At 67.2% G+C, this 24,681-nt stretch carries 21 protein-coding genes; 8 read left to right on the top strand and 13 right to left on the bottom strand.

Annotated features, from left to right (window positions below):
- The first annotated feature begins 12 nt into the window (after window positions 1-12).
- The gene (locus tag ASF26_RS01745; protein ID WP_056248656.1) at window positions 13-1,713 is read left to right on the top strand and encodes an HWE histidine kinase domain-containing protein; all 1,701 of its coding nucleotides are present in this window, start codon (window positions 13-15) and stop codon (window positions 1,711-1,713) included.
- Between the two features lie 291 nt (window positions 1,714-2,004).
- Here the strand turns inward: ASF26_RS01745 and ASF26_RS01740 are convergent, their stop codons facing one another.
- The 8 genes from ASF26_RS01740 to urtA all read right to left on the bottom strand — a co-directional run bounded on the left by ASF26_RS01740 (window position 2,005) and on the right by urtA (window position 10,279).
- Window positions 2,005-3,033: an aliphatic amidase gene (locus ASF26_RS01740; RefSeq protein ID WP_056248652.1), complete on the bottom strand. Its 1,029-nt coding sequence runs from the start codon at window positions 3,031-3,033 to the stop codon at window positions 2,005-2,007.
- A gap of 69 nt (window positions 3,034-3,102) precedes the next feature.
- Window positions 3,103-3,420 (bottom strand): zinc ribbon domain-containing protein, encoded by a 318-nt coding sequence (locus ASF26_RS01735; protein ID WP_056248648.1) that lies wholly within the window; start codon window positions 3,418-3,420, stop codon window positions 3,103-3,105.
- A gap of 234 nt (window positions 3,421-3,654) precedes the next feature.
- Entirely contained in the window at window positions 3,655-4,884 is a 1,230-nt protein-coding gene (gene fmdA, locus ASF26_RS01730; protein WP_056248644.1) for a formamidase, read from the bottom strand.
- Between the two features lie 228 nt (window positions 4,885-5,112).
- Window positions 5,113-5,865: an urea ABC transporter ATP-binding subunit UrtE gene (gene urtE, locus ASF26_RS01725; protein WP_056248641.1), complete on the bottom strand. Its 753-nt coding sequence runs from the start codon at window positions 5,863-5,865 to the stop codon at window positions 5,113-5,115.
- Window positions 5,866-5,879: 14 nt separating this feature from the next.
- Window positions 5,880-6,665 carry an urea ABC transporter ATP-binding protein UrtD gene (gene urtD, locus ASF26_RS01720; RefSeq protein ID WP_056248637.1) on the bottom strand — a complete coding sequence of 262 codons (786 nt, stop codon included), beginning with the start codon at window positions 6,663-6,665 and terminating at the stop codon, window positions 5,880-5,882.
- 12 nt (window positions 6,666-6,677) lie between these two features.
- Window positions 6,678-7,844, bottom strand: a complete 1,167-nt coding sequence (urtC, locus tag ASF26_RS01715; RefSeq protein ID WP_056248634.1) for an urea ABC transporter permease subunit UrtC — start codon at window positions 7,842-7,844, stop codon at window positions 6,678-6,680.
- Window positions 7,845-7,857: 13 nt separating this feature from the next.
- On the bottom strand, window positions 7,858-8,784 hold the full coding sequence (gene urtB, locus ASF26_RS01710; protein WP_056248633.1) for an urea ABC transporter permease subunit UrtB: 927 nt from the start codon (window positions 8,782-8,784) through the stop codon (window positions 7,858-7,860).
- A 235-nt stretch (window positions 8,785-9,019) separates the two neighbouring features.
- Window positions 9,020-10,279, bottom strand: coding sequence for an urea ABC transporter substrate-binding protein (gene urtA / locus ASF26_RS01705; protein WP_056248630.1), 1,260 nt, complete (start codon window positions 10,277-10,279; stop codon window positions 9,020-9,022).
- Window positions 10,280-10,597: 318 nt separating this feature from the next.
- On the opposite strand from urtA, the gene ASF26_RS01700 reads away from it, so the two are divergent.
- Together ASF26_RS01700 and ASF26_RS01695 are read left to right on the top strand one after the other, a co-directional pair.
- Window positions 10,598-14,032, top strand: coding sequence for an ATP-binding protein (locus ASF26_RS01700; RefSeq protein WP_056248627.1), 3,435 nt, complete (start codon window positions 10,598-10,600; stop codon window positions 14,030-14,032).
- Complete coding sequence (locus ASF26_RS01695; protein WP_056248624.1) at window positions 14,025-14,927, top strand: DNA-binding response regulator; 903 nt, start codon at window positions 14,025-14,027, stop codon at window positions 14,925-14,927. The genes ASF26_RS01700 and ASF26_RS01695 overlap by 8 nt, the downstream gene beginning before the upstream one ends.
- Window positions 14,928-14,929: 2 nt before the next feature.
- Here ASF26_RS01695 and ASF26_RS01690 read toward each other — a convergent pair whose 3' ends face one another.
- The 4 genes from ASF26_RS01690 to ASF26_RS01675 all read right to left on the bottom strand — a co-directional run bounded on the left by ASF26_RS01690 (window position 14,930) and on the right by ASF26_RS01675 (window position 19,905).
- A complete protein-coding gene (locus ASF26_RS01690; protein ID WP_082477472.1) occupies window positions 14,930-16,036 on the bottom strand; it encodes an acyltransferase family protein in 1,107 nt (368 codons plus the stop codon).
- Between the two features lie 137 nt (window positions 16,037-16,173).
- On the bottom strand, window positions 16,174-18,303 hold the full coding sequence (locus tag ASF26_RS01685; protein ID WP_082477471.1) for a TonB-dependent receptor: 2,130 nt from the start codon (window positions 18,301-18,303) through the stop codon (window positions 16,174-16,176).
- Window positions 18,304-18,665: 362 nt separating this feature from the next.
- Window positions 18,666-19,049, bottom strand: coding sequence for a hypothetical protein (locus tag ASF26_RS01680; protein ID WP_056248621.1), 384 nt, complete (start codon window positions 19,047-19,049; stop codon window positions 18,666-18,668).
- A 10-nt stretch (window positions 19,050-19,059) separates the two neighbouring features.
- A complete protein-coding gene (locus ASF26_RS01675) occupies window positions 19,060-19,905 on the bottom strand; it encodes an alpha/beta hydrolase (protein ID WP_056248619.1) in 846 nt (281 codons plus the stop codon).
- A gap of 201 nt (window positions 19,906-20,106) precedes the next feature.
- Here ASF26_RS01675 and ASF26_RS01670 point away from each other — a divergent pair, with 201 nt between their 5' ends.
- From ASF26_RS01670 to ASF26_RS01655, 4 genes are all read left to right on the top strand, one after another.
- On the top strand, window positions 20,107-20,886 hold the full coding sequence (locus tag ASF26_RS01670) for a site-2 protease family protein (protein ID WP_056248615.1): 780 nt from the start codon (window positions 20,107-20,109) through the stop codon (window positions 20,884-20,886).
- A gap of 56 nt (window positions 20,887-20,942) precedes the next feature.
- Entirely contained in the window at window positions 20,943-21,197 is a 255-nt protein-coding gene (locus tag ASF26_RS01665) for a hypothetical protein (RefSeq protein WP_027171111.1), read from the top strand.
- A 133-nt stretch (window positions 21,198-21,330) separates the two neighbouring features.
- A complete protein-coding gene (locus ASF26_RS01660; protein ID WP_056248612.1) occupies window positions 21,331-22,338 on the top strand; it encodes an SDR family oxidoreductase in 1,008 nt (335 codons plus the stop codon).
- Between the two features lie 10 nt (window positions 22,339-22,348).
- Window positions 22,349-23,260, top strand: coding sequence for an alpha/beta hydrolase (locus ASF26_RS01655; protein ID WP_244475786.1), 912 nt, complete (start codon window positions 22,349-22,351; stop codon window positions 23,258-23,260).
- Window positions 23,261-23,288: 28 nt separating this feature from the next.
- On the opposite strand, the gene ASF26_RS01650 is transcribed toward ASF26_RS01655, so the two are convergent.
- Window positions 23,289-23,666, bottom strand: coding sequence for a winged helix-turn-helix domain-containing protein (locus tag ASF26_RS01650; RefSeq protein ID WP_056248608.1), 378 nt, complete (start codon window positions 23,664-23,666; stop codon window positions 23,289-23,291).
- 214 nt (window positions 23,667-23,880) lie between these two features.
- Here ASF26_RS01650 and modA point away from each other — a divergent pair, with 214 nt between their 5' ends.
- Window positions 23,881-24,678, top strand: coding sequence for a molybdate ABC transporter substrate-binding protein (modA, locus tag ASF26_RS01645; RefSeq protein ID WP_056248605.1), 798 nt, complete (start codon window positions 23,881-23,883; stop codon window positions 24,676-24,678).
- Window positions 24,679-24,681: the final 3 nt, after the last annotated feature.

The raw sequence follows: 24,681 nt of genomic DNA, 5'->3' as shown, positions 1-24,681 counted from the left end.
CGACCTCCCGTCATGACGCTCACATCCCGTATCGTCGCGCTGGTCGTGCTCGCCCTGGTCCCTGCCATCGCGGTCCAGAGCTTCAACGAGCACGCCCTGCGCAGCGCTCGCGAGGATGCAGTGACGGCCTCGGCCCTGCGCAATGCTCACGCGGTCTCTGAGGATCTCACCCAATTCGCCGGCGGCATGCGCCAGCTCCTCGACATCCTCGCGGAGGCTCCGTTCATCCGCGACCAGGAAGCGGCGGGGTGCACCAGTTTCCTGCGCTCCATCATCCGCAAGCTGTCGGGTGCCACGATCCTCATCGTCGCGGATGCGAAGGGGCAGCTCGTCTGCAACAGCCTGGGAATGGAGCAGGGCGCCTATTCCATCGCCGATCGGACCTATTTCCAGAAGGCGATGCGCTCGGGCGTGCCAGTGATCGGTGAATACGTGGTCGGTCGCGGCAGCGGGGTTCCCACCATCCAGTTCGCCTATCCGATCCGGGATTCCGACGCCAAATCCTCCGGCCTGCTCATCTTCGGCTTCGATCCCGCTTGGCTCGGTGACCGCCTGGCCCGTGCCGGCCTGCCGAAGGACGCCGCCGTCACGGTGGCCGACCGGAGCGGCACGATCATCGTCCAGAATCCCGACCTCGGCTCCTGGGTTGGCAAGGCGCTGCCGGCGGCCTTCGCGTCCGACCTGAGCAAGGCGGATTCCGAAGGCAGCGTTGGGGAGATGCCCGGTCTCGATGGCGTGCGCCGCATCACCGGCGTGGTCCATCCCGGCGGCGCCCTCGACGGGATGACCGTCGCCGTGGGCCTCGCCCGCGACACCGCCTTCGCCGATATCGACGCGGCGACCCGGCGTGGGGTGATCCTGATCTTCCTCGGGACGCTGGTTGCCATCGTGGCAGCCCTGATCGGCGGTCGCGTCTTCATCCGCAAGCCGGTGCGGCGGCTGTTGAAGGCGTCCCGCGCCTGGCGTTCGGGCCAGCTCTTCGCCCGGTCGGGCCTGACGGGCCGCTCTGAATTCGGCCAGCTCGGCCAGGCCTTCGACGCCATGGCCGCTGGGCTGGAGAAGCACGAGGACGGCCTGCGGGCCGAACTCGAACGCACGCGCAGCCTGCAGGAGCAGCAGGTGACGATGATGCACGAGCTGAATCACCGGGTGAAGAACACCCTCGCCACGGTCCAGTCCCTCGCCCGGCAATCGCGCGGCGGCGAGGAGCAGGCGGCGCAGCTGGAGGGCCGTATCCTCGCTTTGTCGAAGACCCACGATCTCCTGACCCGCGACGACTGGACCGGCGCGCCGCTCCGCGCCGTGCTCGAGAACGAGCTCAGCCCCTACCGTAGCTCGGCAGACCACATGGAACTCGTCGGCCCCGATATCGACCTGCCGCCGCGCTACGTGCTGGCCCTGGGGATGACCGCCCACGAACTCACCACCAACGCGGCGAAGTACGGTGCCCTCTCGGGGACGCAGGGCCGCCTGTCGGTGATCTGGCGCGTCGTCGAGGACGGCATGGGCGGTCGCCGCCTGGAGATCGAGTGGCGGGAGCGCGGCGGCCCGGCTGTGTTGCAGCCGAAGCGCCGCGGCTTCGGCACCCGGCTCATCACCGGCGGCATCGCGCGCGAACTCGCGGGCTCGGTCGAGCTCGATTTCCAAGCCGAAGGCCTGCGCTGCCGCATCGACGTCCCCATAGAGACAGCGCCGCCGGTCCGTTTCCATTGATCTACTTGAACCAAGTCTCGATCAGCGCGACGCATGGATCGGGCTCATCGAGACTTGGTTTAGAGTCTGCTCGATCGAATTTCCCGGCGGACGCTCATGCCAGAGTCGATCATCTGCCAAAGTCGATCACCCCAGCAGACCACCTCATCCTGAGGCGCCCGCGTCAGCGGGCCTCGAAGGAGACCTCCAGTTATCGCGCGATCCCTGGAGCCCTCCTTCGAGGCCGCTACGCGGCACCTCAGGATGAGGTAAAGCCTTGGACAAGCACTGCAAACAGACTTTTGGCGAACCCTACTTGGCGGCGTTGGGGATGCCCTCGATCGGGCATTCCGGCGTGCCGAGATCGGGGCGGGTGATGGCGCGGACCGCCTCGCGGGTACCGGCCGGGTCCTCGATCCAGCGACGATAGAAGTCGTAGGGACAATCGGCCTTGCCGGGCTCGTTTTCTTTCGAGTTGATCATGCCCGTATAGCCGCGATGCAGCAGCTTGAAGAGGTGGTTCTCCGACTGCATGTTGGCGCGGGCATCGCGGATGAGGAACTTCGAGAGGGCGGCATATTGCACGCCCATCTCCTCGGTGCCGCATTCGCCGAGCGTCCGGCCGTCGAAGCCGATGATCGCCGAATGGCCGAAATAGCTATAGACGCCGTCGAAGCCGGCCGCATTGGCCACGGCGACATAGGTGTTGTTGGCGAAAGCCATCGCCTTCGACATCAGGATCTGCTGCTCCTTGGCCGGATACATGTAGCCCTGGCAGCGGATAATGAGTTCGGCGCCCCGCATGGCGCAGTCGCGCCAGATCTCGGGGTAATTGCCGTCGTCGCAGATGATGAGGCTGATCTTGAGGCCCTTCGGCCCGTCCGAGACATAGGTGCAATCGCCCGGATACCAGCCCTCGATCGGAGTCCAGGGCATGATCTTGCGGTATCTCTGCACGATCTCGCCCTGATCGTTCATCAGGATGAGGGTGTTGTAGGGCGCCTTGTTCGGATGCTCCTCGTGGCGCTCGCCGGTCAGCGAGAACACGCCCCAGACCCCCGCCTTCCGGCAGGCCTCGGCGAAGATCGCCGTCTCCTCGCCGGGCACGGCGGAGGCGGTCTCGTACATTTCCTTGCCGTCATACATGATCCCGTGGGTCGAATATTCGGGGAAGATCACGAGGTCCATGCCGGGCAGGCCGGACTTCATGCCCACCACCATGTCGGCGATCTTCCGCGCGTTCTCCAGCACCTCTGCCTTCGAGTGGAGACGCGGCATCTTGTAGTTGACGACCGCGACGCCGACGCTGTCGTTGCTCGAGGAAATGTCGCCGTGCATCATCGGTGGGGTTCTCCTGGTGTGTGCGTTGCCTCTCCCCGCCCGACGGGGAGAGGAATGGGCGCCCAGCCGTCAGTGGCTGATCATCCACGGTCGCGCGTTGGGGAAGCTCTTCGCGGCCGCGGGTTGCTTGGTCTTCGAAGTCCCCGAGCAGCAGCCGCAGCCGACCCCATGCCCGGACGACTTGCGGGGCGCGTGGGCGCTCCGCTCATTGACCGCATGCGCCTTGCGCCGGCCCGCATCCATGGAGGCGAGGTTCGGTGCGGTGAGAAAGGCGCGGCTGCAGGACGACCCGCAATCGGGGCAGTCATGCGGGTCCTTGAACTGCGCCATGGGGCGCAGCACCGTGAAGGGCCCGCAGGCGTCGCAGGCGTAATCGTAGACGGGCATGGGGGCCTCTCGAAGGATCGACAATAGGCGAGGCGACGGGGGCGACGTACTTCCCCCTCAAGGGCTGTCGGTCTCATGCATCGCGCGCCTTCCCTCCCCTTGTGGGGAGGGATCGAGGGTGGGGGTGGTTGGGTGACCCTCCCACTGGCGGAGGCCAGCGGAGCCACCCCCACCCCTAGCCCCTCCCCACAGGGGGGAGGGGGACGCGCCTTTACTCAAGGACAGAACTGCCTCTCAAAGATCCGGCGAGAGCGGCATCTGGATCGAGCCGTCGATATGCTTGATCGGCCCGTCCGCACCCGGATTGATGTCGAAGTCGAAGATTTTCGTCGGAATCCAGAGCGTGGCGCAGGCGTTCGGGATGTCGACGACGCCGGAGATGTGGCCTTGGACCGGGGCGGTGCCGAGGATCGAGTAGGCCTGGGCGCCCGAATAGCCGAACTTCTTCAGGTATTCGATGGCGTTGAGGCAGGCCTGCCGGTAGGCCACCGTGACGTCGAGGTAATGCTGCTTGCCGTATTCATCGACGGAGACGCCCTCGAAGATCAAGTGGTCGTCGAATTTGGGCGTCACCGGCGACGGCTTGAAGATCGGGTTCTTGATCCCGTATTTCGACATGCCGTCCTTGATGAGACTCACCTTGAGATGGACCCAGCCCGCCATTTCGATGGCGCCGCAGAAGGTGATCTCGCCGTCGCCCTGGCTGAAATGCAGGTCGCCCATGGAGAGGCCGGCGCCCGGAACGTAGACGGGGAAGTAGATCTTCGAGCCGCGCGACAGGTCCTTGATGTCGCAATTGCCGCCATGCTCACGGCCCGGCACCGTGCGGGCGCCTTCCGCCGCGGCCTTGTCCTTCGCCTCACCCTTGAGCCGGCCCATATGGGCGGTGGGACCGAAGGGCAGCGTGGCGAGCGCCGGCACTCGGCCGGGATTGGTGTCGTAAAGCGCCTTCTCGCGGGTGTTCCAAGTCTCCAGCATCTTCGGATCGGGCAGGCAGCCGATCAGGCCGGGATGGATCAGGCCGGGGAAGCGCACGCCGGGGATGTGGCGCGATTTGGTGAACATGCCCTCGAAGTCCCAGATCGACTTCTGGGCCTGGGGGAAGTGTTCGTCGAGGAAGCCGCCGCCGTTCTTCTTGGAGAAGAAGCCGTTGAAGCCCCACTGGCTCTCGGGCTTGGCGCCGATATCGAGGAGATCGACCACCAGGAGATCGCCGGGCTCCGCGCCCTCGACGCCGATGGGGCCGGACAGGAAGTGGACGATGGACAGGTCGATGTCGCGCACGTCGTCGGCGGAATCGTTGTTCTTGATAAAGCCGCCGGTCCAGTCGTAGGTCTCGACGATGAAGTCGTCGCCGGGCTTGACCATGGCCACCATCGGAATGTCCGGGTGCCAGCGATTGTGGACCATGTCGTTGTCGTAGGCCGACTGCGTCAGGTCGACCTTGATCAGGGTCTCAGCCATATTTTGCGCTCCTCCAGAAAGTGGACGGCCGCTCGCATCGCGTATCCGGCGTTGCCCGGCCGCTCTCGTGAAAGCCTTGAGTTCCGCGCGTGCCGGAACGCGCTCTCCTCCCCCTTGTGGGGAGGAGCCGGAGGTGGGGGTGCTGTAGGATCGAGCTTCACGGTGCCTTCGGCACCACCCCCACCCCTACCCCTCCCCGCAAGGGGGAGGGGAAACAGCGCCCTTTCTTCAGACCGAGAGAAAGCGGGCGACCTGCGCCTCGTCGATGTCGGCCCGCATCGCCTCGTGGACGATGTTGCCGTTCTCGATGACCAGCACCCGGTCGGCGACGTCGAGGGCGAAGCTCAGCACCTGCTCCGAGACGACGATGGAGAGGCCGCGCTCGTCGCGGATCTTCTTCAGGGTCCGTCCCATCTCGCGGATGATCGAGGGCTGGATACCTTCGGTGGGCTCGTCGAGGAGGAGCACCTTCGGACGGCTGGCCAGCGCCCGCGCGATGGCGAGTTGCTGCTGCTGGCCGCCGGAGAGGTTGCCGCCGCGTCTTGCCTTCATCTCCAGCAGGACCGGGAACATCGTGTAGAGGTCCTGCGGAACCTTGCGCTCCTTGGTGACGGTCAGGCCCGTCTCGATGTTCTCCTGCACCGTCATGGCTGAGAAGATCATCCGGCCCTGCGGCACGTAGGCGAGGCCGGCCGCCACGCGCTGGTGGCTCTTGAGGGCGGTGATGTCCCGACCGTCGACGGTGATGGTGCCGGACTTCACCGGGACGATCCCCATCAGGGTCTTCATCAGCGTGGTCTTGCCCATGCCGTTGCGGCCCATCACGGCGACGATCTCGCCGGGGGCGATGCTGATGTCGAGGCCGTGCAGCACCTCGCTCTGGCCATAGGCCGAGTGGAGGTCGCGGATCGCCAGCATCGGCTGAACCCCTAGGGAGGGCATCGGCGGGAGCGTGGCCGGGGCGGAACTGGTCTGAAGCATGGCGCCGGTCCTGTTCAGTGGCCGAGATAGACTTCGATGACCTTCGGGTCGTTCTTCACCCGCTCCATCGAGCCTTCGGAAAGCACCTTGCCCTGGTGCAGCACGGTGACCCGGTGGGCGATGTCCTCGACGAACTTCATGTCGTGCTCGATCACCAGCACCGAGCGGCCGACGATGATCTGGTTGAGGAGTTCGGCGGTCTTGATGCGCTCGCCGACGCTCATGCCGGCCACCGGCTCGTCGAGCATCAGGAGTTCGGGGTCCTGGATCAGCAGCATGCCGATCTCGAGCCATTGCTTCTGGCCATGGCTGAGGAACTCGGCCCGCTCCTTGAGCTGATCCTTCAGGAAGATCATGGTCGCGACTTCGTGGATGCGGTCGCGGACCTCGGCATCGCGCTTGAAGGTCAGCGCGCCCCAGACCGTGCGCCCGCGGGGGAAAGAGATCTCCAAATTCTCGAACACCGTGAGGTCGTCGTAGATCGACGGCGTCTGGAATTTGCGGCCGACGCCAGCCTGGACGATGGCGCTCTCCGAGATCTTCGTGAGTTCCTGGCCCTTGAACTTGATCGAGCCGGCACTGGCCTTGGTCCGCCCACAGATCAGGTCGAGCACCGTGGTCTTGCCGGCGCCGTTGGGGCCGATGATGACGCGGATCTCGTTGGGATCGACGTAGAACGACACGTCGTTCACCGCCTTGAAGCCGTCGAAGGAGACGGTGAGGGCCTCCACCGAGAGGAGGAAATCCTTCGCGTCGGGGGATTCGCCGATGAGCGACGAGTTCAGGATGGCGGCGTTCATCTCAAGGCGCTCCTATTCGGCGGGGGTGCCGTGGGGGACGGGGCCGCCCGCCGGCGCCAGGGCCTTCACCTTGCGGGTCAGGCGCGGCTCGACATAGCTGCGGTAGATGCCGGCGAGACCGTTGGGGAAGGCGAGCACGACGGCGATGAACAGGGCGCCGAGGCCGAAGAGCCAGAGTTCGGGGAAGCTCTCCGAGAAGGTGGTCTTGGCCCAGTTGACCAGAAGCGTGCCCCAGACGGCGCCGAACAGGGACAGGCGCCCGCCCACGGCGGCGTAGATCACCATCTCGATGGAGGGCACGATGCCGACGAAGGACGGCGACATGAACCCGACCTGCAGGGTGAACATCGCACCGCCGATGGCGGCGAAGCCGGCCGCGAGACAGAAGGCGAAGACCTTGAACCCGGCCACGGAATAGCCCGAGAACCGGACCCGGTCCTCCTTGTCGCGCATGGCGAGGAGGATGCGCCCGAGCTTGGCCTTCTTCACGTATTGCGCCGCCAGGATGCAGCCGATGAGCAGGCCGCCATTGACGAAGTAGAGGATGAACTTCGCGCTGTCGGTGCGAATGTCCCAACCGTGCAGGGTGCGCAGGTCGGTGATGCCGTTGATGCCGCCGGTATAGCCCTGCTGGCCGACGATGAGGATCGTCAGGATGGCGGCGATGGCCTGGGTGATGATGGCGAAGTAGGTGCCGCCGACCCGGCGCGTGAACATCGCGAAGCCGATGACGAAGGCGAAGAAAACGGGCACGGCGATGACGAGGATCAGCGTCAGCGGCAGGCTCTGGAACGGCTTCCACATCAGGGGCAGTTCGGTGATCTGGTTCCAGTCCATGAAGTCCGGGATGCCCGGCGTCGACTGGATCTTGGTGTTCTCGACGCTGGAGGCTTCGAGCTTCAGGTACATGGCCATGCAATAGCCGCCGAGCCCGAAGAACACGCCCTGTCCGAGGGAGAGGATGCCGGCATAACCCCAACACATGACGAGGCCGAGCGCCACGAACGCATAGGTCAGGTACTTGCCGACGAGATTGAGGCGGAACGCGTCGAGGGTCGCCGGCAGGACGACGAGGACGAGGCCGGCAAGGAGCGCGAGGCTCACCCACTCCATCGGCTTCATGAAGGGATTGTCGTTCACGGTGAGCGACTTCGACAGGGTCTGGACGGGGCTTGTCATCAGGATGGCCTCCTCAGCGCCGGACCTTGAGGGTGAACAGACCCTGCGGGCGAACCATCAGGATCCCGACGACGGCGAGCAGCGTCAGAACCTTGGCGGTGGAGCCGGACAGGAAGAATTCGAGGGTCGACTGGGTCTGCGAGATCGAGAAGGCCGAGGCGATCGTGCCGAGGAGGCTCGCCGCGCCGCCGAATACGACGATCAGGAAGGTGTCGACGATGTAGAGCTGGCCCGAGGTCGGCCCGGTGGAGCCGATCATGGTGAAGGCCGAGCCCGCCACACCGGCGATGCCGCAGCCGAGGCCGAACGTGTAGCGATCCACCTTCTCGGTATCGATGCCGACCGCGCCCGCCATGGGGCGGTTCTGCATCACAGCACGCACCTGCTGACCGAAGCGCGAGCGGTACATCAGAAGGCCGACGCCGACGGTGATGAGGGTGGTGATCGCCATCACGAACAGGCCGTTGATCGGCACCTCGATCGTGTCGGTGACCTGGACCGAGCCGATGAGCCAGGAGGGCAGCTCGACGCCGACTTCGCGGGCCCCGAAGATGGTGCGGTAGGCCTGCTGCAGGATCAGCGAGAGGCCCCAGGTGGCGAGCAGCGTATCGAGGGGGCGCTTGTAGAGATGGCGGATGAGCGTCCATTCGACGATCATCCCGAGGGCTCCCGAGGCCAGGAAGGCCAGGATCATCGCCACGAAGAAGTAGCCCCCGAACAGGCCGGGCAGGTGGGTCTGGAAGAAGGTCGAGCACAGATAGGTGACGTAGGCGCCGAGGATCATGAATTCCCCATGCGCCATGTTGATCACGCCCATCTGGCCGAAGATGACCGCGAGGCCGAGCGCCATCAGCACGTAGACCGAGAACAGGATCAGGCCGGCGAAACCCTGCATCGCGAAGATCGCGCCGAGATCTCCGAGGGAATAGTCACCGAGCATGTTTTCGACCTTCCGAAGAATGCGGCTTCTGGTTTGCAAGCATCAGGCCGTTTGTGGGCCGGCGCCACGCAGATGAAAGCTTTGCCGCCGACTCCCTCTCCTGGAAGGAGAGGGTTGGGGTGAGGTGTGGTCCACATCCGGAAAGGTCACACACCTCACCCTGTCCCTCTCCTTCCAGGAGAGGGGACCCGCGCCACGGCTGGAACTCGTCCTGCGATGGCGGGGGGGCGCAGTCCTACTGGTAGCCCTTCGGGAAGGGGTTCGGCTCGATGAGCGCCGGGCTCTCGTAGACGATCTCGAACTGGCCGCTCGGCAGAGCTTTGGCGACGCGGGTCTTCGACCAGAGATGGTGGTTTGGGTGGATCTTGACGTAGCCTTCGGGGGCCTCCTTGAACTCGATGTCGGCCGAGGCCGCGACCACCTTGTCGACATCGAACGAGCCGGCCTTCTCGCAGGCCATCTTCCACAGGAACGGGCCGAGATAGGCGGCCTGGGTCACGTCGCCGATGACGGTCTTCTCGCCCCACATCTTGTGGAAGGCGGCGACGAACTTCTCGTTGTTGGCGTTCTTGAGCGACTGGAAGTACTTCATGCAGGAATAGGCGCCCGCGATGTTGTCGCCGCCGATGCCGTCGATCTCGTCTTCCGTCACCGAGATGGTCAGCAGGGTCTGCTTGTTGAGGTCGATGCCCGCCGCCTTGAGCTGCTTGTAGAACGCCACGTTCGAGCCGCCGACGACGTCAGTGAAGATCACGTCAGGCTTGGTCAGCTTGATCTTGTTGATGACCGAGTTGAACTGGGTGTGGCCCAGCGGGAAATATTCCTCACCAACAACCTTGGTCTTCAGCACGTTCTCGATATGCTTGCGGGCGATCTTGTTCGAGGTGCGCGGCCAGATGTAGTCCGAGCCGATGAAGAAAAACGTCTTGGCGCCCTTCTCCTTGGTCACCCAGTTGAGCGACTCCAGGATCTGCTGCGTGGCTTCCTGGCCGGTATAGATGACGTTCTTGGACTGCTCCAGGCCCTCGTAGAAGGTCGGGTAGTAGAGCAGGCCGTTATACTGTTCGAAGACCGGCAGCGCGGCCTTGCGCGAGGCGGAGGTCCAGCAGCCCATCACGGCGGCGCAATGGTCGTTGACGAGGAGCTTCTTGGCCTTCTCGGCGAAGGTCGGCCAGTCGGAGGCGCCGTCCTCCTGGATGATCTTGATCTTGCGGCCCAGCACGCCGCCCATCTCGTTGATCTGCGCGATGGCGAGCTTCTCCGCCTGGATCGATCCGGTCTCGGAGATCGCCATCGTGCCGGTGGCGGAATGGAGGATGCCGACGGTGACTTCGGTATCGGTCACCGCGAGGCCGGTGGTGTTCACCGCCGAGGTCGGAGGAGCCGCAGCGAAGACGCTGCGCGGCATCATGGCCATGGCCGGTATGCTCGCCAGACCCATGAGAAGTTTGCGACGGAGGGCCGAGTGCGGTCCGTGCTCGTTGTCGGCTGCCATCCTGCGTGAACCCCTTCCAGGAAATGTCCCGCCGGCTCCTGCATAAGGCGGGCCGTTGCGGATGGCGGAAGCTAGGCGTGATGGCGCGGCGCAGCATATACGCTGTTTTGCGTAGGGAGAGGGACGCGCTCTGCATGAAACAGCAGAGGTGTGAATCCCGTAGCCCCATTAAGGGAGGCCTCGACGCGGCTCTCCTGGTGTACCAATGTCTTCCGGCCCCGCGGCACGGGGATTGCTGATCGACCTCCGTTTGCCCGTGACCCCATGCGGGCCGGCCCTTTCCTCACGTGACGCTGACCGGGCAGACTGAACGACCCCATGAGCGGCCGCCAGCAGATTCCCCCGATCCGGCGGGCCTATAACCGCTTCGTCGCGGACGAGACCCTCGAAGATTACGCCCTTCGCTTCACCGCCAAGAAGGCGCGGCGCTGGTCGAGCCTGCGGGTGGCGCAGACGGCGCTGGGCTCGCTCTCGTTCCTGGCGCTGGAGGCGATCGGAGGCACCCTGGTCCTCGCCACCGGCTTCACCAACACGGCGGCGGCGGTGCTGTTCGTGGGCGTACTGATCTTCACCACCGCCGTGCCGATCAGCCTCTATGCGGCGCGCTACGGCGTCGACATCGATCTCCTCACCCGCGGGGCCGGTTTCGGCTATCTCGGCTCCACCATCACCTCGCTGATCTATGCGAGCTTCACCTTCCTGTTCTTCGCCATCGAGGCGTCGATCATGGCGCTGGCGCTACAACTCTGCCTCGGCCTGCCGCTCTGGATCGGCTATATCGTCAGCGCGGTCGTGGTGATCCCCCTGGTCGTCTACGGGATCAGCCTGATCAGCCGGTTCCAGATCTGGACACAGCCGCTCTGGATCGGGCTCAACCTCCTGCCGCTCGGCTTCATCGCGTGGAAGGGCGGCCCCGCCCTCAGTAACCTCCTGTCCTATCCGGGGGCGTCGGAAGCCGTCGACTCGATCTCCACATTCATGGGCTACCCGATCTCCGGCTTCGACCTCGCCCAGTTCGGCCTCGCCTCCGGCATCCTCCTCGCGCTGCTGGCGCAGATCGGCGAGCAGGTGGATTTCCTCCGCTTCGTGCCGCCGGCCCAGACGTCCGAATCGGGGAGCAATCCGCGCTGGTGGCTCGCCGTGCTCGGGGCCGGGGCGGGCTGGATTCTGCCCGGCATGTTCAAGATCATGCTCGGGGCCTTCCTGGCGGTGTTGGCCCTGGGACAGGGCGTGCCGCACGAACAAGCGGCCGAACCGACGCAGATGTACGTGGTCGCCTTCGGCCACGTCATGCCCTCGCGGGAGGGGGCGGTGCTCCTCACCGGCCTCTTCGTGGTGATCTCGCAGCTCAAGATCAACGTCACCAACGCCTATGCCGGCTCCATCGCCTGGTCGAACTTCTTCTCCCGCCTCACCCACAGCCATCCCGGCCGCGTGGTCTGGCTCGTCTTCAACGTGGCCATCGCGCTGCTGCTGATGGAACTCGGCATCGACAAGACCCTCGCCAGCACGCTTTCGCTTTACGCGGTGGTGGTCTCGGCCTGGGTCGGCGCGCTCTCGGCGGACCTGGCCGTCAACAAGCCCCTCGGGCTGTCGCCCCCGGGCATCGAGTTCAAGCGGGCGCATCTCTACGCCGTGAACCCGGTCGGCACGGGGGCCTCGGCGCTGGCGCTACTCGCCGGCTTCCTCGCTCATGCGGGCCTGCTCGGCGCGGGACTCCAGAACTTCGCGCCCCTGCTCTCCCTCGTCACCGCCTTCGCGGCGGCACCCGCCATCGCTTTCGCCACCGGCGGGCGCTACTATCTGGCCAGGCCCGCCATCGCCGATTGGGGCGGCCGCTCGGAGATCCAGTGCACCGTCTGCGAACACCCGTTCGAGGGCGAGGACATGGCCCATTGCCCTGCCTATGCCGGGCCGATCTGCTCTCTCTGCTGCTCGCTGGACGCTCGCTGTGGCGACCTGTGCAAGCCGCATGGCCGTCTGGAGGCACAGGCCCAGAGCGCCTTGACCCGGATCATGCCCGCCAAGACCGCCGCCTGGATCGGGGCGCCTCTCGGGCGCTACATCGCCCTGATGCTCACGCTGGTCTCGGTAATCGGGCTGATCCTCGGGATCGTCCATGCGGGCATCGCCACCGCCCAGCCCGAGCACGGCGAGACCCTGCGCGCCGCGCTGACCAGCGTGTTCTTCATCCTCGTGGTCATCCTCGGCATCGTGGCCTGGCTGTTCGTTCTCGCCCAGGAGAGCCGCCGCGTGGCGCAGGAGGAGACCGCCCGCCAGACCGCCCTCTACGAGGCCGAGATCGAGGCCCACAAGATCACCGACGCCAAGCTGCAGCAGGCCAAGGAGACGGCGGAGGCCGCCAACCTCGCCAAGAGCCGCTACGTGGTGGGCATGAGCCACGAGTTGCGCACACCACTCAACGCCGTCCTTGGCTACGCGCAATTGCTTGAGGGCGACGACGACATCCCCGCTCCGCGCCGCAACGGCATCCGCGTCATCCGGCGTAGCGCCCAGCACCTGTCGGGCCTGATCGACGGGCTCCTCGACATCTCCCGCATGGAGGCGGGGCGTCTCCAGATCCACCGCAACGAGTTCCGCCTCGCCGAATTCCTGGACCAGATCGTCGACATGGTCCGGCTCCAGGCCAACGCCGCCGGCCTCGAATTCCGGTTCTCGCGCCCGCCCGTGCTGCCGGCCGTGGTGGCGGCGGACGAGAAGCGCCTGCGCCAGATCCTGCTCAACCTCCTTTCCAACGCGATCAAGTTCACGGAAACCGGCTGGGTCGCCCTGGAGATGAGCTATCGCAGCCAGGTGGCGGTGTTCTCGATCCGCGACAGCGGCCTCGGCATTCCCGAGGGCGACCTGCAGCGGATATTCGGACCCTTCGAGCGCGGCTCGCTGCCCGCCGCCCGCAACACGCCGGGAACCGGGCTCGGGCTCACCATCGCGCATCTCCTCGCCCAGGTGATGGGCGGCGAGGTCAGCGTGGAGAGCGAAGTCGGACGCGGCACCTGTTTCAGCCTCAGGCTCATGCTGGCCTCGGTGCATCGTCCGGCCGGTCCCAAGCCCGCCGAGCCGTCCGAGCGCGCCGCCGGCAGCCGGCGGGAGAGGCCGGTCCATGACGGGCCGCCGCGCGTGGTGCTCGTGGCCGACGACGATGCCGCGCATCGCGCCCTCATGCGCGAGGTGCTCGAACCGCTCGGCCTCGTCGTGCTGGAATCTCCCGACGGCCCGCATTGCCTGAATCTGGCGATGGAGCGGCGGCCCGACATCATCCTCCTCGACATCGCCATGCCGGGGATGAGCGGCTGGGCCGTGGCCAAGGCCCTGCGCGATGCCGGGCTCTCCTCCCGTATCGCCATCATGTCCGCCAACGTCCACGAGATCAGCCCGATCCGGGGTGACGACGCCCCGCATGACGAGATCATCCCGAAGCCCTTCGACCTGCGCGACTTCCTGGAGCGGATCGACCGGCTGCTGGCGCTGGGCCAGCCCGCCCCGCCCGCCCCCGTACTTGCGGAGGCCCCGCCCCGGAGCGGACAGGGCGGCGAATCCCTGCGCCAGGACCATATCGCCGAGCTGATCCGCCTCGGCCGGATCGGCCATGTCCGCGGCATCGAGGCCAAGCTGACGGAGCTCGAAGGCCAGTCGGCCATGCCCGCCGAGATCGCCGCGCAGATGCGCGGGCTCGTCGCTTCCTACGACCTCCGGCGCTACGTGCGCATCCTCGAAGGGATGCGTGATGGCTGAGATGCAGCGCGACATCGTCCTCGTCGTGGACGATTCCCCCGAGACCCTGAGCTTCCTCACCGAGGCGATCGAGCGCTCCGGCGCCACCGTCCTGGTGGCGGTGGCCGGCGACCTCGCCTTGGCGCTGGTGGAGGAGATCACCCCCGACATCATCCTGCTCGATGCGATGATGCCCGGCATGGACGGGTTCGAGACCTGCCGGCGCCTGAAGGCGCGCAGCGACCTCGCCCTCGTGCCGGTGATCTTCATGACCGGCCTGTCCGAGACCGAGCATATCGTGAAGGGCCTGGAGGCGGGCGGCAGCGACTACGTCACCAAGCCCATCGCCCCCGACGAGATCCTGGCCCGTATCCGCGTGCATCTGGCGAGCGCGAGGGCGGCCCAGAGTGCGCGGGCCGCCCTCGACACCACCGGGCGCACGCTCTTCGCCGTGGACCGCCAGGGCGTCGTCCTGTGGAGCACGCCGCAGGCCGCCCGCGTGCTGGCCAAGCTCGGCGACGGGGGCGCGCGCCTGCCGGAGACCGGCCGCGTCTGGCTCGCCGAGCAGCTCAAGGGGGGCAACGCAGCCTCCGTCACGCTGCCGGATACGGAGGGCGCCGCCCATAGTCTCAGCCTGATCGGCACCACCGGCGACGAGGTGCTGCTGCGCCTCTCCCGCGATGCTTCCGCCAGCGGCATCGAGCGCCTGCGCGCCAATCTGCCGATCACCGCCCGCGAGGCCGACGTGCTGTTCTGGTTGTCGCGGGGCAAGGCGAGCCGCGATATCGGCGACATCCTCGGCCTGTCACCGCGCACGGTGACGAAGCATCTGGAGAGCATCTACGCCAAGCTCGGTGTCGAGAACCGCACAGCCGCCTCGATGACCGCCTCTCGCTACATCGACGACCAGGCCTGATTTCAGCCTGTTGCCGCTGTCCTCGCGGATCGTGGCGGCGTCTCGGCGACGATATGGAATGCCGCCGGGCGGCGGAACAGGAAGACGAAGGGCGTGTGGCGCACCACCCGTTCGATGGCGAGGGGGACGAGCACGGCGACGAGGGTCACGACGAGGCTGGCCAGCCCGATATCGGTGACGGCGCCGGTCTTCACGATCAGCATCCGGGTCGCCGCCATGGGCAGGAAGAAGGCGAGGTAGATGACGATCGAGCGCTCGCCGCAGGCTCTGAGCGCCGCCGTCAAAGGCCCCCCGGCGAGGGTGAGCAATGCGCCGACGGCCACGATGGCGAGCGCCCCGGCCCCGCCGAGGGCGAGGCTGACGAGGGGCAGGCTCGCCAGGGTCGGGAAGGTCGCGTGGCCGGTGGCGGTGAAGGCGAAGAGGCCGTTCACCACGGCCCAGGCCGCGAGGCCGACGAGGGCGGCGCGGGGGTGGCGACGGACGAGGTCGGCGAACCGGAAGATCCGGGCCGCGAACAGGTAGCCGGCGACGAACCAGACGTAGCGGCCGCAGAATTCGGTGACGAGATCCGAATATCCATCGAGGGGAAGGCTCTGGAGCAGGGCGGCCCCGCCGAGGAGCAGCGCCGGATGCAGGCCCCGCAGCAGCTTCGTCAGCACCGAGAACACGGCGAGCAGGTAGATGAACCAGAGGGTGGAATAGGGCTCCACCAGAGCGTGGGCGAGATGGGCGAGAAAAGCCCCCGGCCCGGCGCCATCGACGATCTGGCCGTATTTCACCGCCGATTGGATGAGGACCCAGAGCAGATAGAAATAGGCGAAATGCACCACCCGCCGGTCGGCGAAGAGACGCCAGTCCCGGTCGATCACGCGGCCGACGAACAGACCCGACAGGAGGAAGAAATCGGGGATGCGGAACGGCTTGGCGAAGGCGACCACATTGTGGAGGAAGCCCTCGCCACCCATCTCGTTGCCGGTGCCGAGGGTCGAGTGCATCATCACCACGAGGACGATGCACAGGCCCTTGGCGACATCGACCCAGGCGAGTCTCAGGGCCTCCTCGGCCCCGGCGCCGGCGCCGGGGCCTGGGATCTGGGTCGCTGGGGCCAAAGCTGCACTCCGTCGCAATCCGGGGACGAGCATGGCCGATCCGGGGTCAAGGCCGGCTGCCTGTGATGCAGCTTTCCTTGATCGATGCCGGATGCACGGTCAACGCGACGGCTCGGATTGCCGAAGGGTCCGCTCCCTCAGAAGTCGAGGGAGGCGGACAGGATGAAGGTGCGGGGCGATGCGACGGTCACGAAGGTGCCCGTCGTGAGCCAGTAGCGGTTGTCGGCGACGTTCTCGACATTGAACCGGAAGGTGATCGGCCGGTCATAGACCAGCGTCGCGTAGCGAAGGCCGAGATCGACCCGCGTCCAGTCGGGGAAGCGCAAGGTGTTGGCGTTGGTGAGGTAGGGACCCGACGTGTAGATCACCCGGCCGTTCAGTGAGAGGCCCGGCACCCAGGGCGTGTCCCATTCGAGGCCGGCGGAAGCGGTGAGGTCGGGCACCCCGGAGGCATCGTTCCCACGCTGGAGCGGATCGTCCGGCTTCGTCAGTTCGGGGCGCAGGAAGGTGGCGCTCGCGAAGCCGCGCAGGCTCGGCAGGATGGCGCCGTAGGCCGACAGTTCCAGGCCCCGGTTACGCTGCTCGCCGTTATAGGCCACCACGTTGGTGGCGGACACGGCCTGGTTGGGTCGGCTGATCTGGAAGAGGGCGGCCGTCGTCGTGATGGTCCCCCAATCGACCTTGATCCCGACTTCCTGCTGATCCGACTTGTAGGGGCTGAGGATCGCGCCCCCATTGCTGAAGTTGGGGGCGACGATCATGCCCGCCGTCAAGCCTTCCGCGTAGTTGGCGTAGAGGGAGACGTTCTGCCAGGGCTTGATGACGATGCCGGCGAGGGGCGAGGTGGCATCGGAATCGTATTCGCTCGTCCTTGCCTGGGTCACGGTGTCGAAGCTCTTCTGGTTCACCATCTGGTAGCGCACGCCCGCGGTGAGCAGCAGGGAATCGTTGAAGGCCGACATCGTGTCGACGACGGCGACGCTCGTCAGCGAGGTGTCGGCATAGCGTTGGGGATTGAGGCGCGCCCCGGTGACCACGGGAAGCGGTGCCGGCCGGTAGATGTTCGACGGCACCGATTCACCCGGTGTGTTCGAGACGTAGGCAAAGCCGTCCTCCCGGGTGAACCCCGTGAAGACGAGGTTGAGCGAGTGGTTGATGGGGCCTGTGTCGAACCGGGCCTTCACGCCTGCATTGCCGCTGATCGTGCTGCTGTCGGAATCGTAGAAGGCGTTGATGAGCCGGAAGTTGCCCAGGGCGTCGGCACCGTTCGAGAATCCGAAGACGCGGGAATCCGGGAAAGTCTGCTGATTGGAGCCGGCGCGATAGCCGATTCCGCCATAGGCGGTCAGCCAATCGGTCAAGTCGTATTCCACGAAGGAGGCGACGGTGTTGTCGCGCTGCTTGAGCAGCGTGCCCGGATACCAGTTGCCCCGGGCGTCGGGCGGCCGGGGAATGAAGGGGATGTCCGCTTGCAGGGTCATCTGCGGCCGGAAGTTCTTCGTGTCGTCGTTCTGCGAGATGACGTCGAGGGCCCAGCGCAGGCGCTCGCCGCGATAATCGAGCGAGAGGGCGCCGATGCCGCTCTGGACGTCGCCGCCGTTGATCGAGGCCTCGCCGGTCCGGCCCAGGCCGTTGAAGCGGATGCCCCATTCCTTGTTCTCGCCGGCGCGGGTGCCGGCATCGACATGAACGCCGAAATTGCCGTCGCTGATGAATTGCGGCGTGACGCGCACGAACGGGATATCGAGCGCCCGCTTGGTCACGATGTTGATGCTGCCGCCGACGCTCCCGCCCGGAGGGATGCCGTACATGAAGGCGCCGGGCCCTTTGAGCAGCTCGATGCGCTCGATGTATTGGGCGGCCACGCGGTTGGAGGGGACGAGCCCGTACAGGCCGTTCAGGCCGACATCCTGGGACGGGACGTCGAAGCCGCGGATCTGGAACGTGTCGTCGAACCCGTTGCTGCCCGTCGTGAGGCGCACCGAGGAATCGTTGATGAGCGTGTCGGCGACGGTGCGCGCCTGCTGATCCTGGATCACCTGCTGGGTGAAGTTGACGGTGCTGAAGGGCGTGTTCAGCACGTCCCGGGTGCCGAGGATCCCGAGGGACCCGCCGCGCGCCACCTGACCGCCGGCATAGGGAGGCGGTAGGTCTCCCAGGCGCCCGGACCCCGAACTGCCCCGGCCCGCGCCGCCGGCCGAGGCCTCCACCGAAAGCTCGTCCAGCCGCACCGCGGTCTGCGCCCACGCGCTCGAGGACGATCCCATCCAAGCGAGACCGAGGGAGGCGGCACCGATTGCAGAGTAACTCAGGGTTGTTGCCAGTGTCGAGACGCGCTTACGCACCGTTGCATTCCTGCTTTTGCGACGGGCATGCGAGTTTTCGGCTCGGAGCCAGCGCATTTAAGATTCAAAAATTTGTGGAACGACTTCGTGTATACGTAAGCGAATAATTTATTACATGAAATCGAGCAAGGACTTGGGAGTCATTGCTCAGACTGCGTGCTTCCGGGGCAACAAAAACGAATTGTTCTAAAGAAAAACAGCCGATCTCATGGGGTGGCAACCGCGCGCCGGACATCCGGGCAGGGGGAGCCATCGAAGCGGATGGCGGGACCGGGATGGGGGAGTCAGGAAACCTTGCGGCGCGAGAGCTTGCGAGCCCGCGTCATCCGTGTGGCGACGTGGAAATCATCCGGCTTGGTCCGCACCCAGGCGAGGAAGCCGCTGATCTCGGGGTCGGCCCGCAAAACCTCGATATCGGCCAGACGCCGGGCGATTTCGGCCTCGCTGTAGCGGGCGTGGATCGCCGAATGGCAGATCTGGTGCAGGCGGACGGTGCCGCCCTTAGCGCCACCCTTCAGCTTGGGCGTGAGGTGATGCAGGCTCGATTTGGCGCGCGGCGGGATCGGCCGTTCGCAGAGCGGGCAGATCGTGGGGCCGGACGAGCGGTTCCCGGTCTCCTCGTCCTCCCGCCATTGCCGGGCGCGTCGTCCCAAATTCCCGTCTCCCATCCTGCCGGTATCAACGCGGCAGTGTCGGAATGGGCTCGGCACTCCTGACGGGACGGAACGTCGCTTCCGCCTCCGCGTCGCGCTGGCCGAGGAGCGAGACGTGATCGCCCGGTACGGCGACGAACCGCGCCCTGGTGCCGGCGAGGGCAGCGAGGTCGCGCCCATGCGCCACGGGAATCACGGGGTCGCCGGTGCCGTGGACGATGAGGATGCGCCCCGCCGCCTCGCCGATGCGGCGATCCGAGCGCCAGGTATCGCGCAGGAGCAGCCGGGGCAGCAGAGGGAAGTGCTCGCCGACGAGGCGGGTGAGGGAGACGAAGGGCGCTTCGAGATAGAGGCCGAGATGCGGCTCGCGTGCGGCCACGGCCACGGCCACGGCCACGGCCACGGCCGCCCCCATGGAATGGCCGTGGAGCAGGATCCGTGCGTCCGGGGCGCGGTCGCGCACGAAGCGGTAGGCCGCCAGCCCGTCTTCGATGAGGCCAGCCTCGCTCGGTGATCCGGTCGAGCCCGGATAGCCGCGATAGGCGATGGCAAGGGTGCCCCAGCCGGCGGCGCGCCAGACCCCGTTCGAGAATCGCTCGGCATGCGGCTCGGGCAGCGAGCCGTTGCCGTGGAAGGTCAGCACCACGCCGTGTCCGGGTTCCGGCGCCCGCCACAGGCCGTAGAGGCGGTGGCCGTCGGCCGTGATCAGCGTGACCGCCTCCGTCCCGGCCGGCACCCCGCGCTCGCCCCCGCCGAAACCGGCCCCGAAGGCGCCGGGATAGATGAGATGACGCTGGAACAGGAACAGGGCGCCGAGGGCCGAGGCGGTAAGCCCGAGGGCGAGGAACAGGATGACGCGGAGCAGGGTCATGCGGGGCGGGCTTCGCTCACGGACGAGTGGACGGGAAGCGCCGTCGGGGACGGTGCGCTGTTGAGACCACCACTTTATCGTGTCATGCGCACGAAGCATCCCGCGTTGCGACAGTGCCGCGCGGGGGTGCGCGCGGAGGGAAGGCCGGGATCGTCACCCGCTGCCGCCCGTCCGTCGGTCCGAGGCTCCATCGGGGGTGAGATGTCGTCAGAGCTTCCGCCAAGCCAGGTTCGCGCCGCGACCCTTCCGGTCGGCCCGAGCGCGAACTTCCTGCTGATCGCCCTGATCTTCCTCGGGACCGGCCTCGCCATCGGCACCGGCGTCGTGGAGGGGTCCGGCGCGGCCTTCGTCTTCGTGATGGCGGGCTGGCTGCTCAGCCTGTGCCTGCACGAATTCGGCCACGCCTTCGTCGCCTGGAAAGGGGGCGATGCGGACATCCCGCGCAGCGGCTACCTCACCCTGGACCCGCGGCTCTACGCCGACGCCCTCTCCTCCATCGTCCTGCCGCTGCTGTTCACGATCCTCGGCGGGATCGGGTTTCCCGGCGGACGCGTGTTCGTGAACACCCATCTCCTGCGCAGCAAGGTCTGGATCTCCGCCGTGTCGGCGGCCGGCCCGGCGATGAACGGCCTCGTCCTCCTCGCGCTGGCCCTGCTCTATTCCCTCACGGGCGAGGAGTCCGACACGCTGCGGGCGGTGCTGGCCGTCTCCGCCCTGTTCCAGGGCACCGCCATCATCCTCAACCTGATGCCGCTTCCGGGCCTCGACGGCTACGGCATCCTTCAGCCCTGGCTGCCCGAGCCCGTGCGCCGCGTCGCCGACCAGGCGGCCCTGCACGTCAACCTGATCCTGGCGGGGCTCTTCCTGTTCTCCAGCGCCTTCGGCCCGGCGGTGTTCCGGGCGAGCCTCCTCCTCATTGGCCTTCTCGGCATCGAGATCGTGGATGCGCGCGTCGGCTACGGCCTGATCCGTCTCTGGTAAGGCGTCCGCGCCCGGCCTATGAGGCAGGGAGGGCGGTGCGGCCCACGGAGACGGCAATGGCCCTGAAGACGACGTTCGTGGTCCAGACCTTCGTGATCAAGCGCAAGCGCCTCGTGCCCGGTGACCGCGAAGTGGCGCCAACGGAGAGCGGTGCGCTGAAGAAGGCGGAGGCCATGTCCGGCCGCATGCCCGGCACCGCCGCCCTGAAGGTGGTGGCCGACGACGAGACCGGCGAACTCGAAAGCGCGACGATCCTCGGCCAGTTCGGCGAGGTGCCCGACGATTTCGCCGAAAGCCTCACCGGCGGCTGACAGGCTCACGGGCGGGTGAGGGGCGGGCGCGCGTGAAAACCGCGCAGGCCGGCGGCGCCGGCAACGCACTCCCGGCTCACGCGTAGGTTTGGAGGTTCTTTCCAACCCCTGCAGCGACCGGGAGCCCCCGCCGATGAGACATAAACCCCTGCGCGAGCAGGTGATCGTGATCACGGGGGCATCGAGCGGCATCGGCCTCGCCACCGCCCGCATGGCCTCCGCGCGGGGCGCACGTGTCGTCCTCGCCGCACGGAGCGGGGATGTCCTCGCCGGACTCTGCGAGGAACTCGGAGGCCCCGGCCGGGCCGTCTCCGTCGTGGCCGATGTGGGGTTCCGCGAGGATGTCCAGGCCATCGCCGACGCTGCCATCGCCACCTTCGGCGGTTTCGACACCTGGGTGAACGTCGCCGGCCTCACCGTCTACGGGCCGCTCTCGGCAATCGCCCAGGAGGACCACGAGCGGCTCATCCGGACGAACCTCTGGGGCACGGTGAACGGCTCCCTGATCGCGGTCGAGCATCTGCGCCGGCGCGGGGGAGCGCTCGTCAACGTCGGCAGCATCGCCTCCGACCTCGCCTTCCCGTTCCAGGGCCTCTACGCGACCTCGAAACACGCGGTGAAGGGCTTCACCGACACGCTGCGCATGGAGCTGATCGCGGAGGATGCGCCGGTCACCGTGACGCTGATCAAGCCCGCTTCCATCGACACCCCGCTCCCCGACCGCGCCCGCAACTACATGGACCGGCGCCCGACCCTGCCGCCGCCGATCTACCCGCCGGAGGAGGTCGCCAACGCGATCCTTCATGCGGCGGAGCATGGCCAGCGCGACATCATCGTCGGCGGCGGCGGCAAGCTGTTCGTCATGGGCAAGGACTTCGCGCCCGGCGCCTACGACCGGTTGGCCTCCGCCATCATCGCGCTCCAGCAGCGATCCGAGCCGGCGGAGCATTCCGAGGGAGCCTTGCACGCTCCGCGCGGTGCCGGCGCGGTCAGGGGCTCGCCGCCGTTTCCCGTCATGCGATCGAGCGCCTATACCCGGGCGACCCTGCATCCCCTCGTGACCCTGAGCGCGGTGGCGGGCCTGGCCGCCACCGCCGCCCTTCTCCTCGGCGGCAAGCCGTCTCCGCGAAGGCGGTCCTGAGATTGCGGGCGTGATCGACGACCGGTCCCGGCGGGATGAATCGTCCTCCACGGCGCCGGTCCGGGCGGACAGGCCGCCACGCCGCTTCCTCGACATCCCGGCCGGGCCGAGGATCGCCTACGTGGAAGCGGGGTCGGGGCCGGACCTGATCCTCGTCCACGGCGCAGTGATGACCCTGGACGACATGCGGCTCGGCCCGATGGAGGCGCTGTCGCGGCATTTCCGCGTGGTCGCCATCGACCGCCCCGGCCATGGCGAGAGCGAGCATATCCCCTTCAGCGATGCGTCGGTCTGGCGGCAGGCCGAGATCGTCCGTGAGGTCGCACGGGACCTGGGGCTCCGGCGTCCGGTCCTCGTCGGCCATTCCTTCGGCGGGGCCGTCTGCCTCGCCTTCGGCATGGCCTATCCCGAGGAGGCGGCCGGCGTGGTCGCCATCTCACCCATCTGCTTTCCCGAGCCTCGCCTCGAGCAGGTCCTGTTCGGGCCGCGCGCCAGCCCGATGGGCGGGGACGTGCTGTCCAGGATGCTCGCCGGAAGCGACGCTTTCCTGATGCCGTTGCTGTGGCGGGCCATGTTCCTGCCGCAGCCGATGCCGGCGCGTTTCGCCGCCGAGTTCCCCTTCGGCCTCGCGGGCCAGTCCCGGCGCCTCGTCGCCGATGGCGAGAACGCCAACATGCTGTGGAGCGACCTCTCCCGCAGCGCGCTCGGCTACGCGACCTGCCGTGTGCCCGTGGCAATCCTGTGCGGCAGCGCCGACATCGTCACCAACCCGCTGATGCACGGGCGCCAAGCCGCACGCCTGATCCCGGACGCGACCTTCCGATGGCTGCATGGCCTCGGCCACATGCTGCACCATTTCGAGGTCGACGCGGTGGTGGAGGCGGCACGCGAGATCGAGCGGCGGCTGGCGAGCGTCTCCTGAGGCCGGCCGTGATCCGGCTGTGGCGCCCTCATTCGGTGGGTCCGACGGGCGCTCCGTCGCCGTCGCCGGGCGTGACCGTCTCCCCATCGAGCCCGTTCAGGAACGGCGCGGCAGCCTCGGCCGCCGCCGTCTCGATGGCACGGTAGGCGCGGACCAGATCGGTACCGAAGGCCGTCAGCCGCGCGCCGCCGCCGCTCCTGCCGCCGATCTGGACTTCCACCACGGGCCGGCCGAAGCCGGCGTTCAGCGCCTCGGTGAGCGTCCAAGCCCGCCTGTAGGACATGCCGATGGCCCGTCCCGCCGCCGAGATCGAGCCATGTTCGGCGATCATTTCGAGGAGCTGGATCTTGCCCGGACCGACGCGGTTTCCGGGGCCGAGATCGACCCGGATGCTCAACCTCGCCATTTGCCCGCCTCTCGCCCGCCCGACGCCCCGGACCCATTCCGATGAGGGTCGACGATAGGCCGAATGGAGGGCCATTTCGACCGCACGCGCCAGGCGGTCGAACCTTGAGCAACCGATATGTCTCGATGTATATAGCGCTGCACCGGGCTATCGTCGCCGATGCGGCCGCCTGACGGCTGTCCCCTTACTGTCCGCCTTCGAGAGACGATCCGTCATGCTCACCGCCGTCCGTGCCCTGGTCCTCGCCGGCTCCGTCATCCTGGCCCCCGTTATCCTCCCTCCCGCCGCCAGGGCGGCCGAGACGGCCACGGTGTTCGCGGCGGCGAGCCTGAAGAACGCCCTCGACAACGCGGGCAAGGCCTTCACCGCCAGGAGCGGCGTCGAGGTGAAGGCAAGCTACGCCGCGTCCTCGGCCCTGGCGCGGCAGATCGAATCCGGCGCACCGGCCGATCTGTTCGCCTCGGCCGATCTCGAATGGATGGACTACCTCGCAAAGAAGAACCTCATCCGTCCCGAGACCCGCGTGAGCCTGCTCGGCAACCGCATCGTCGTCATCGCGCCGAAGGATGCCGCGACCGCCGACGTGCCGTTCACCGCCGAGGGCTTCGCCGCGGCGCTTGGACCCGACGGGCGTCTCGCCACCGGCGAGGTCAATTCGGTGCCCATCGGCAAATACGCGAAAGCCGCCTTCGAGAAGCTCGGCCTGTGGGGAGGCCTGCAGCCGCGCCTCGCCCAGGCCGACAACGTCCGGGCCGCCTTGCTCCTGGTATCGCGCGGGGAGGCGCCGCTCGGCGTGGTCTACGAGAGCGATGCCAAGTCCGATTCGGGGGTGAAGGTGGTGGGCGTGTTTCCGGCGGACAGCCATCCCCCGGTGGTGTACCCGTTCGCCGTCACGGCCGAGGCCAGGGGAGAGGGGGCCGCCAAGTTCCTCGACTTCCTGAAGAGCGCCGAGGCGAGGCCCTTCTTCGAGGCCCAAGGCTTCACCATCCTCGGCCCCAATTCCGCACGGTAAAAG

Origin of the sequence: Methylobacterium sp. Leaf93 (genome assembly GCF_001422345.1) — a bacterium.
Lineage (GTDB): Bacteria > Pseudomonadota > Alphaproteobacteria > Rhizobiales > Beijerinckiaceae > Methylobacterium > Methylobacterium bullatum.
The sequence above is the reverse complement of the archived record's forward strand: the minus strand, read 5'-3'. Positions and strand labels throughout refer to the sequence as shown.